Below are 7,034 nucleotides of genomic sequence, written 5' to 3'. Positions count from 1 at the left end.
GTGCTGACTTGTTGATCCTGGACGAATGGGGCTACGTACCGGTGGATCGTGAGGGATCGCAGTTGCTGTTCCGCGTGGTTGCGGACAGTTACGAAAGCCGTAGCCTAGTGATTACAACGAACCTCGAATTTTCAAAGTGGGGTTCCGTATTCACAGATGACCAGATGGCCGCAGCCATGATTGACCGCCTGGCGCACCATGGACACCTACTGGTGTTCGAGGGAGAAAGCTATCGCATGAAGCATGCGTTGATGAAACAGCGTTAAAAATCCCCGTCGCATGGATGGGGAAAAACACACGATTTTTTCGGGGATTTTTGCTTGACAAAATACAGGCGATGCCAACTAACAGTTCCCCAAAACTTACAGCGTATGAAAACAACCTTGCATGCGGCAAAGCAAACTGCTTGATAAATGAGGCGTACCACGCTTGAACGTTCGGATGTGTCCCAGTACTTTGAGCAACGGCACTCCTAAGAAATCCTTCCACCGCAATTCCAGCCTGACTCCCCGTCCAGACTGAAGAGCCAATTTTCGTAAGCGATGCATGGATCCATTCAACACCAATCCAAATTCGTAGGGCAGTGAGAATCCCTCTGACAAACACGTTTTCACGCAACAGTTTCACCATGCTTCTCGCCCCCTAAGGCGCTTGTTTAGGTTCCCTTCACGCCCTTATTTTCAGGATGTCCGCGCAAAACCAGCAGACACAAACATATCATTCAGACATGCCCACAAAGACTAATCATTTTTCCGCGGAACACAGCCGAATGAACTAGTTTGCGTAACCTAAAACCACAAGTCCGAACTATTCACGTAAAGTCGGACAAGATCACCTATAATGAAAGAAGTTTTAAGGGAGGCGATGTGGATGAAAATCGTGATCGATCCGCAAGCGGCGAAATGGATGGAATCTGTATTGAACGTCAAGGAAGGAGACGGAGTACGCTTTAAAGTTCGATATGGTGGACATTCAACCATTCAACCTGGCTTCTCCCTCGGCTTGTCAGTTGAACGGCCAGAGAACGTCGTGGCAATTGAGCAGCATAACGGCAGATTATATTTTGTGCGCGACGACGATGCTTGGTATTTTGACGGACGAGATTTATACGTCGACTACCTGAACGATGAGGATGGTGTCGATTATCGCATTGAATAGAGCGTTTCGGCGCCCTTATTTAACCTTCGTGACGCCTTTTCGGAAGCGTTGCATTTGCCACACAATTGAATGTATAACTTTGTAATTCAGTCTGCAGTTCAAGAGTTTCCCGGTTAGGAATGCTGGGTTGGAACGAAAGTCCGAACTTTACCAGCGTTTTGTGAGTCGGGACTTGTGATTCATGCGATTCATATCTGAACATTCACACTGATTAATCTACCACAAATGGCTGAATAAGCGTTGGCGAGATCATGGCTTCCCCCATCATCTCGCCAATCTTCGATGTGAACACCTTCCGTTCGGACACCCCTAGCACGGGTACTTCACCCTCACTCGTTCATACGGTTCCAGCATGAATCTTCCGGACGAAGTCTCCAGTTGATCTCCTGGCGCGCTGAGGATTGAAGTGACTCTACCAAAACGCGATGGGCTGCCAAACCAAACTCTTCTTGATATCTAGCCAAAATCATTTCGATTGCGCGGTGAAACAGCGTTTGTCGATTGCAATCCGCTTTTGCGGTCACAGAGACTGTCGCGTGCTCTGTGCCGAGTAGAAAATGCTCCCGAACTTTCAAGCTATATCTCCTCTTCCTTACTCGATTCAGCAACGCCCTACCACCTGTCTATGAATCGCAGTCGAAAAAACACGGTAAAAGCATCGCTACAACCACTGACCTCCGAAAGTCCACGGGAAGCCTTTACTTGACATCCACTTTCCCGACGTCGTACGAAACATTCCCCGCAATCGCCTTTCCAATGAAGCAATGATCTCGTGCTTGCGTCGCGACGCGTGCGTACTCTTCGAATCTAGACCGATCCGCACCAAGAATCACAGGCGAGACACGCAATCGCGAAAACTTGGCCTGCGTGGGATAATCGGTTACTTCCCCTTTGGCCGTAATTTCTAGCTGTTCGACTGGTAGGCCAGCCTTTTTCAACAGACGAAACAGCGTTCCACTATAGCAGCTTGCAACGGCTGCGATGAGGAGCTCCTCTGGGCTTGTTCCAACGCCCTTTCCCCCCATTGATGCCGGGGCAGAATAGACAACACCATCTTCGGCCAGGGTTACTACTCCTTCACCGTCTCTTCCCGTACCACGCCATTTTAAATGTGTAGAAAATTGTAAGTCTGCCATCGTCGTTTACGCCTCCTGTTCAGACGTAGTATATTCGTTTCGCCCAAATCAAAGTGTGCGCTGCCGCACAAGCATACCGTCTGAAACATCTATCGAGCGCGAAAGAAAACTAGCCACTTCCGTGGGACTGCCACCTGCCAACCAAGAATGCCTCGAGAAATCAAGATTCATAAAGGCAAAGATGGATTATCCATAATATTTTTGATCTCATTTCTCCTGCAAAATGCAAATGGGCAGCTGACCCATCGGTCAACCGCCCAAAAGCGACATCCTTATTCTGGAGCCACCTGTCGGATTCGAACCGACGACCTGCTCATTACGAGTGAGCCGCTCTACCCCTGAGCCAAGGTGGCATCATCTATTTGGGTTTGGTAGCGGCGGAGGGATTTGAACCCCCGACACCACGGGTATGAACCGTGTGCTCTGACCAACTGAGCTACGCCGCCATCCTCTACACAGAGTGGTTCGGCCAGTGAAGACACTGGCCGAACCATAAACTTTGGCGGAGAGAGTGGGATTCGAACCCACGAGACGGTTTTACCCGCCTACACGATTTCCAATCGTGCTCCTTCGGCCAACTCGGACATCTCTCCACAACTGTCCTCGCGTATCGCGCGACAGTTGATATATTAACACGGATCTTTAGGATTCGCAAGACTTAAAACAACGACTTAATACCCAACACGTTTTGGAAGATATAATCCGCACCCAGCCGCTCAAACTTCGGACGTGCCCCTTCTCCTTCAAGCCCTGTCAAGACCGCTGCAAACGAAGCACCAAGGCGTTGTGCGGCAAGTCCATCCGCAATCGAATCGCCTACAATGAGTACCTTGTCTTTAATATCGAATAAAGGCAATTCGCAAGCCAGCAAGCTTTCCACATCGTGATCGCCCGTCAACGAACGCAGATAAGAGAATGGATGAGGTTTCGACAGTGGCCGCGCCGAAGGACATTGCTCCTCCGCTTCAACGACATCAGAAGCGGTGGTAACGTGCGCGACATCGAAATGCTGCAGCCACCCGAAGTGTGTGAGTGGTACATGAGTTTCGATACGCGGCCGTCCTGTGGCAACGCCCATCGCGACACCCTTCTGCTTCAATTCAGCAAGCAATTCCGAAAATGCGTCCGGGGGGACGATGGCGTACTCGCTCGTGAGAAAACCTTGTTTACCTGTCGTTTTGCCCGTGTAGCCATCCCCCAAGTACCACTCCTGAAAAGTGGCTTGTCCGATGTTCCAGAGGTCGTGCGGGTCGCCACTGGAACAGTGCTGGGAAAGAGCTTTGGCCGCCGCATCCATGAGCTCAGCCCGCGAGTGGCACCCAGCATACAAAGTGTCATATGCGTCCCAACGGACCATATGCTCAATTCCATTTGCCCGTGCAGCGTCGCCGATTGCCTGCAACGCTTCGACAGTCCATCCGCCAGTCAACGCGCTCGCTATGCGCATGCCAAACTCGCGATCATTGACACTCTGTCGCAGGAGTGCGTCCAATTCAGCGACGAAGACAAAATAAACCATGTCCCAGTTTGCGTTCACACCAACGTTTTTGAGGCGCTCGAGTACCTGATCGCGCTGAAAGACATCCTTGCGAATCTGGCCGATCACGCTGTCATCCGGCGCCTGAGAAAACGCCGGCGAGATCGAACGCAAGCCAAGGAATGATGGACTGGTCAACAATTCGTGCACCGTGAGTGCAGAAGCATCAAAATACCGTTCCTCGCTTAACATGACGCCATCGATATCGAACAAAACCGTCGTATACATCCAAAACCTCCATCAGCCATTGCGGCGCGCAAAATCTTGCATAAACTCAGCGAACCGCAGAGCGGCTTCAACAGGTACCGCATTGTAGAGCGAGACGCGCACACCGCCCACGGTGCGGTAACCCTTGACGCCTACAAAACCGCGCTCTGTAGCTTCCGCCAAGAACGACTTCGTCAACTCGTCGCTTGGGAGACGGAACGTGACGTTCATTTCAGAACGAGCGCGCTTTTCCGCATGTCCGAGGTACAGATTTGGATGTGTATCGATCACGTCATACACAGCAGCCGCCTTTTTCTGGTTGCGTTCGACGATACCGGCCAACCCACCGGTCTCTTCCACCCACTGCAAAACGCACGCCATGACGTAAATCGCGAAGGTCGGCGGCGTGTTATAAAGCGAATTCGCTTGCGCATGAGTGCTGTATTTCAGAACGGTCGGAACATCGCTGTTTGCTGTTTCTAGAAAATCATCACGAACGATCACGACGGTAACGCCGGACGGTCCGATGTTTTTCTGAGCACCTGCGTAAATCAGCGCAAAATCTTCAACCTGGACAGGCCGCGACAAGATGTCACTCGACATGTCCGCAACAAGAGGCGCCGTCGTCTTCGGCAACGCTCGCCACTGCGTCCCGTAAATGGTATTGTTCGACGTAATATGAACATACCGCAAGGACGGGTCATCTCCTGCGATGGAGGCAGGAATGTCCCGATACCCCCCCTGTTTGGCCCAATCGTCAATCAGCAACTCGCCGTAGCGACCGGCTTCATCTGCCGCCTTCTGCGACCACGATCCAGTCAACACGTATAGTGCCTTCTCACCCGGTTTTAGGAAATTCATCGGCAACATTGCGAATTGCAAGCTCGCGCCGCCTTGTAAAAACAACACCTGATAGCCATCAGGGATGCCAAGAAGTCGGCGCAGACGTGTTTGGGCATCGTTGTGAATTGCTTCATACTCCGCACTACGATGGCTGAATTCCATGACGCTCATGCCCGTTCCACCGTAATTGGGGAGCTCATCTTGAATGCGCTCGAGTACCGGCAACGGTAAGGCCGCTGGCCCTGCGTTAAAGTTGTCCGCTCGTTTCACGAACTCCACTCCTCTATCTGTCGTTCTTACCACACGATACGACCGGTCTATCGACCGCCATTGGACTTACAGTTCAATCGCACGCACCATGCGGATTCCATCATGGGAAGCAATTTCGTCGATCACGTTGTTTGGCACGCTCTTGTCCACCGTGAGCAACATAACCGCCTCACCGCCTGTTTCTCGGCGCCCCACCTGCATACCGGCAATATTGATTTGTGCATCGCCGAGCAAAGTCCCAATGCGCCCGATCATACCAGGCTTATCTTCATGCCGCGTGTAGACCAAGATACCCTCAATTGGCATGTCGATGGGATAGCCGTCAAGCTCGACAATGCGCGGCCCAGATTCGCTGTACAGGGTGCCCGAGACACGGTGGCTACCTGCGTCGGTGGCAAATGAAATGGAGATCTCATTCGTATACACACGCCCACGCGACTCACGTACTTCCTGCACGCGCAAGCCGGCATCCTCAGCGTAGCGCAAAGCGTTGACGTAGTTCACTTCACCGCTGTATTGGAATCCGAAAAAGCCCTTAAGTACCGTGCGCGTCAAATATCCCCCATCTGGATCAGCCGCATCGCCTGCGTAAGTGACTGTCATCTGCGATGGCGCTCCTTGTGCAAGCTGCGCGGCAAACAATCCGAGTTGCTCCGCAAGGGCCAAATATGGCGCCAAGCGCTCTTTCTGGCGCGGGCTTAGACTCGGAAGATTGACCGCATGTTCGAAAGTGTCATCGCGAAGAACCTGGACAATTTCCTCCGCCACTTGAATAGCTACGTTTTCCTGTGCCTCAACGGTCGAGGCGCCAAGATGTGGCGTTAGGATGACATTCTCACATTGACGCAACGGATGATCTAAAGCGAGCGGTTCACTCTCAAACACGTCGATGGCCGCACCTGCTACCTTACCGAGCCGCAAAGCATCCGCTAAAGCACGCTCATCGATGATGCCGCCCCGGGCACAGTTGATAATCCGCACCCCTTCTTTCATCATCGCGATCTTCCCTGCGTCGATCATGTGGTGCGTCTCTTTTGTTAGCGGTGTGTGGACTGTGATAAAATCGGCTGCTCGAATGGCGGAATCGAGATCTGATTTTTGTACCCCGAGGCTCTGTGCCCGATCTTCTGTCAAAAACGGATCGTATCCTAGCACCGTCATACCAAAGACCTTCGCGCGCTTTGCCACTTCCGTGCCAATGCGACCCATTCCAAGAATGGCGAGAGTCTTTCCGCGAAGTTCAACGCCAACCCACTTCTTGCGATTCCAGTTGCCCGCGAGCAAGTCCCGGTTGGCCGCCGGAATGTGCCGTGCAAGGCTGATCATCATGGCGAAGGTGTGTTCGGCGGCGGCAATTGTGTTGCCGTCCGGCGCATTGATGACGAGAATGCCGCGGCGCGTGGCAGCCTCGAGATCGATATTGTCGACACCGACACCAGCTCTGCCAATTACCTTCAGCCGCTTCGCAGCAGCAATCACCTGCTCTGTGACAGTCGTCTGCGAACGGACGACGAGTGCGTCCGCGTCTGCAATCGCAACGAGCAACTCAGATGGAGAAAGTCCCGTCTGGACATCGACAGTGGCATCAGGCAAGGTCGACAACACATCAATACCAGCGCTTGAAATGTCATCTGTTACAAGAATTTTCGTCGTCATTCGAATTCTCCTTACCACTCCGGCATGTACAGCAACGGCCGCTGAGACTTTTACGCAGAACGCGTCAAAAGTGCCCAGGCGGCCGGCAACTGTATACATCGCACTCCCCTGTGGTCAGTCCCACAATCCGCCAGTCATGCGACGTCCGTGTCTATCTGTACTCTCAATACAACGATGAAACAAGAATAACACATGCGCTCACTTTCGCACAATACAGACTACTGTGG

Annotated in this window: 7 protein-coding genes, 3 tRNA genes and 1 riboswitch; of the genes, 2 read left to right on the top strand and 8 right to left on the bottom strand. The window is 52.3% G+C overall.

Annotated elements, in window-relative coordinates; genetic code table 11:
• Together BLU70_RS12545 and BLU70_RS12535 are read left to right on the top strand one after the other, a co-directional pair.
• Positions 1-266, top strand: a 266-nt coding sequence (locus BLU70_RS12545; RefSeq protein ID WP_176780906.1) for an ATP-binding protein, incomplete at its 5' end; no start/stop codon positions are given.
• A 604-nt stretch (positions 267-870) separates the two neighbouring features.
• Positions 871-1,158: a HesB/YadR/YfhF family protein gene (locus tag BLU70_RS12535; protein WP_074693671.1), complete on the top strand. Its 288-nt coding sequence runs from the start codon at positions 871-873 to the stop codon at positions 1,156-1,158.
• A gap of 329 nt (positions 1,159-1,487) precedes the next feature.
• Here the strand turns inward: BLU70_RS12535 and BLU70_RS12530 are convergent, their stop codons facing one another.
• The 8 genes from BLU70_RS12530 to serA all read right to left on the bottom strand — a co-directional run bounded on the left by BLU70_RS12530 (position 1,488) and on the right by serA (position 6,807).
• Entirely contained in the window at positions 1,488-1,733 is a 246-nt protein-coding gene (locus BLU70_RS12530) for a hypothetical protein (protein WP_074693670.1), read from the bottom strand.
• A gap of 123 nt (positions 1,734-1,856) precedes the next feature.
• Positions 1,857-2,294: an OsmC family protein gene (locus BLU70_RS12525; RefSeq protein WP_074693669.1), complete on the bottom strand. Its 438-nt coding sequence runs from the start codon at positions 2,292-2,294 to the stop codon at positions 1,857-1,859.
• Positions 2,295-2,572: 278 nt separating this feature from the next.
• Positions 2,573-2,647 (bottom strand) — tRNA-Thr (locus BLU70_RS12520).
• Positions 2,648-2,663: 16 nt separating this feature from the next.
• Positions 2,664-2,740: transfer RNA gene (locus tag BLU70_RS12515), tRNA-Met, on the bottom strand.
• A gap of 54 nt (positions 2,741-2,794) precedes the next feature.
• Positions 2,795-2,887 (bottom strand) — tRNA-Ser (locus BLU70_RS12510).
• 65 nt (positions 2,888-2,952) lie between these two features.
• Entirely contained in the window at positions 2,953-4,059 is a 1,107-nt protein-coding gene (locus BLU70_RS12505) for an HAD family hydrolase (RefSeq protein WP_074693668.1), read from the bottom strand.
• A 12-nt stretch (positions 4,060-4,071) separates the two neighbouring features.
• Entirely contained in the window at positions 4,072-5,151 is a 1,080-nt protein-coding gene (serC, locus tag BLU70_RS12500) for a 3-phosphoserine/phosphohydroxythreonine transaminase (RefSeq protein ID WP_074693667.1), read from the bottom strand.
• 66 nt (positions 5,152-5,217) lie between these two features.
• Entirely contained in the window at positions 5,218-6,807 is a 1,590-nt protein-coding gene (gene serA / locus BLU70_RS12495) for a phosphoglycerate dehydrogenase (RefSeq protein WP_006446799.1), read from the bottom strand.
• 65 nt (positions 6,808-6,872) lie between these two features.
• Positions 6,873-6,955, bottom strand: a riboswitch (ZMP/ZTP riboswitch).
• Positions 6,956-7,034 lie beyond the last annotated feature (79 nt).

Source organism: Alicyclobacillus hesperidum (assembly GCF_900107035.1).
GTDB lineage: Bacteria > Bacillota > Bacilli > Alicyclobacillales > Alicyclobacillaceae > Alicyclobacillus > Alicyclobacillus hesperidum.
This window is presented reverse-complemented; position numbering and strand designations above follow the sequence as displayed.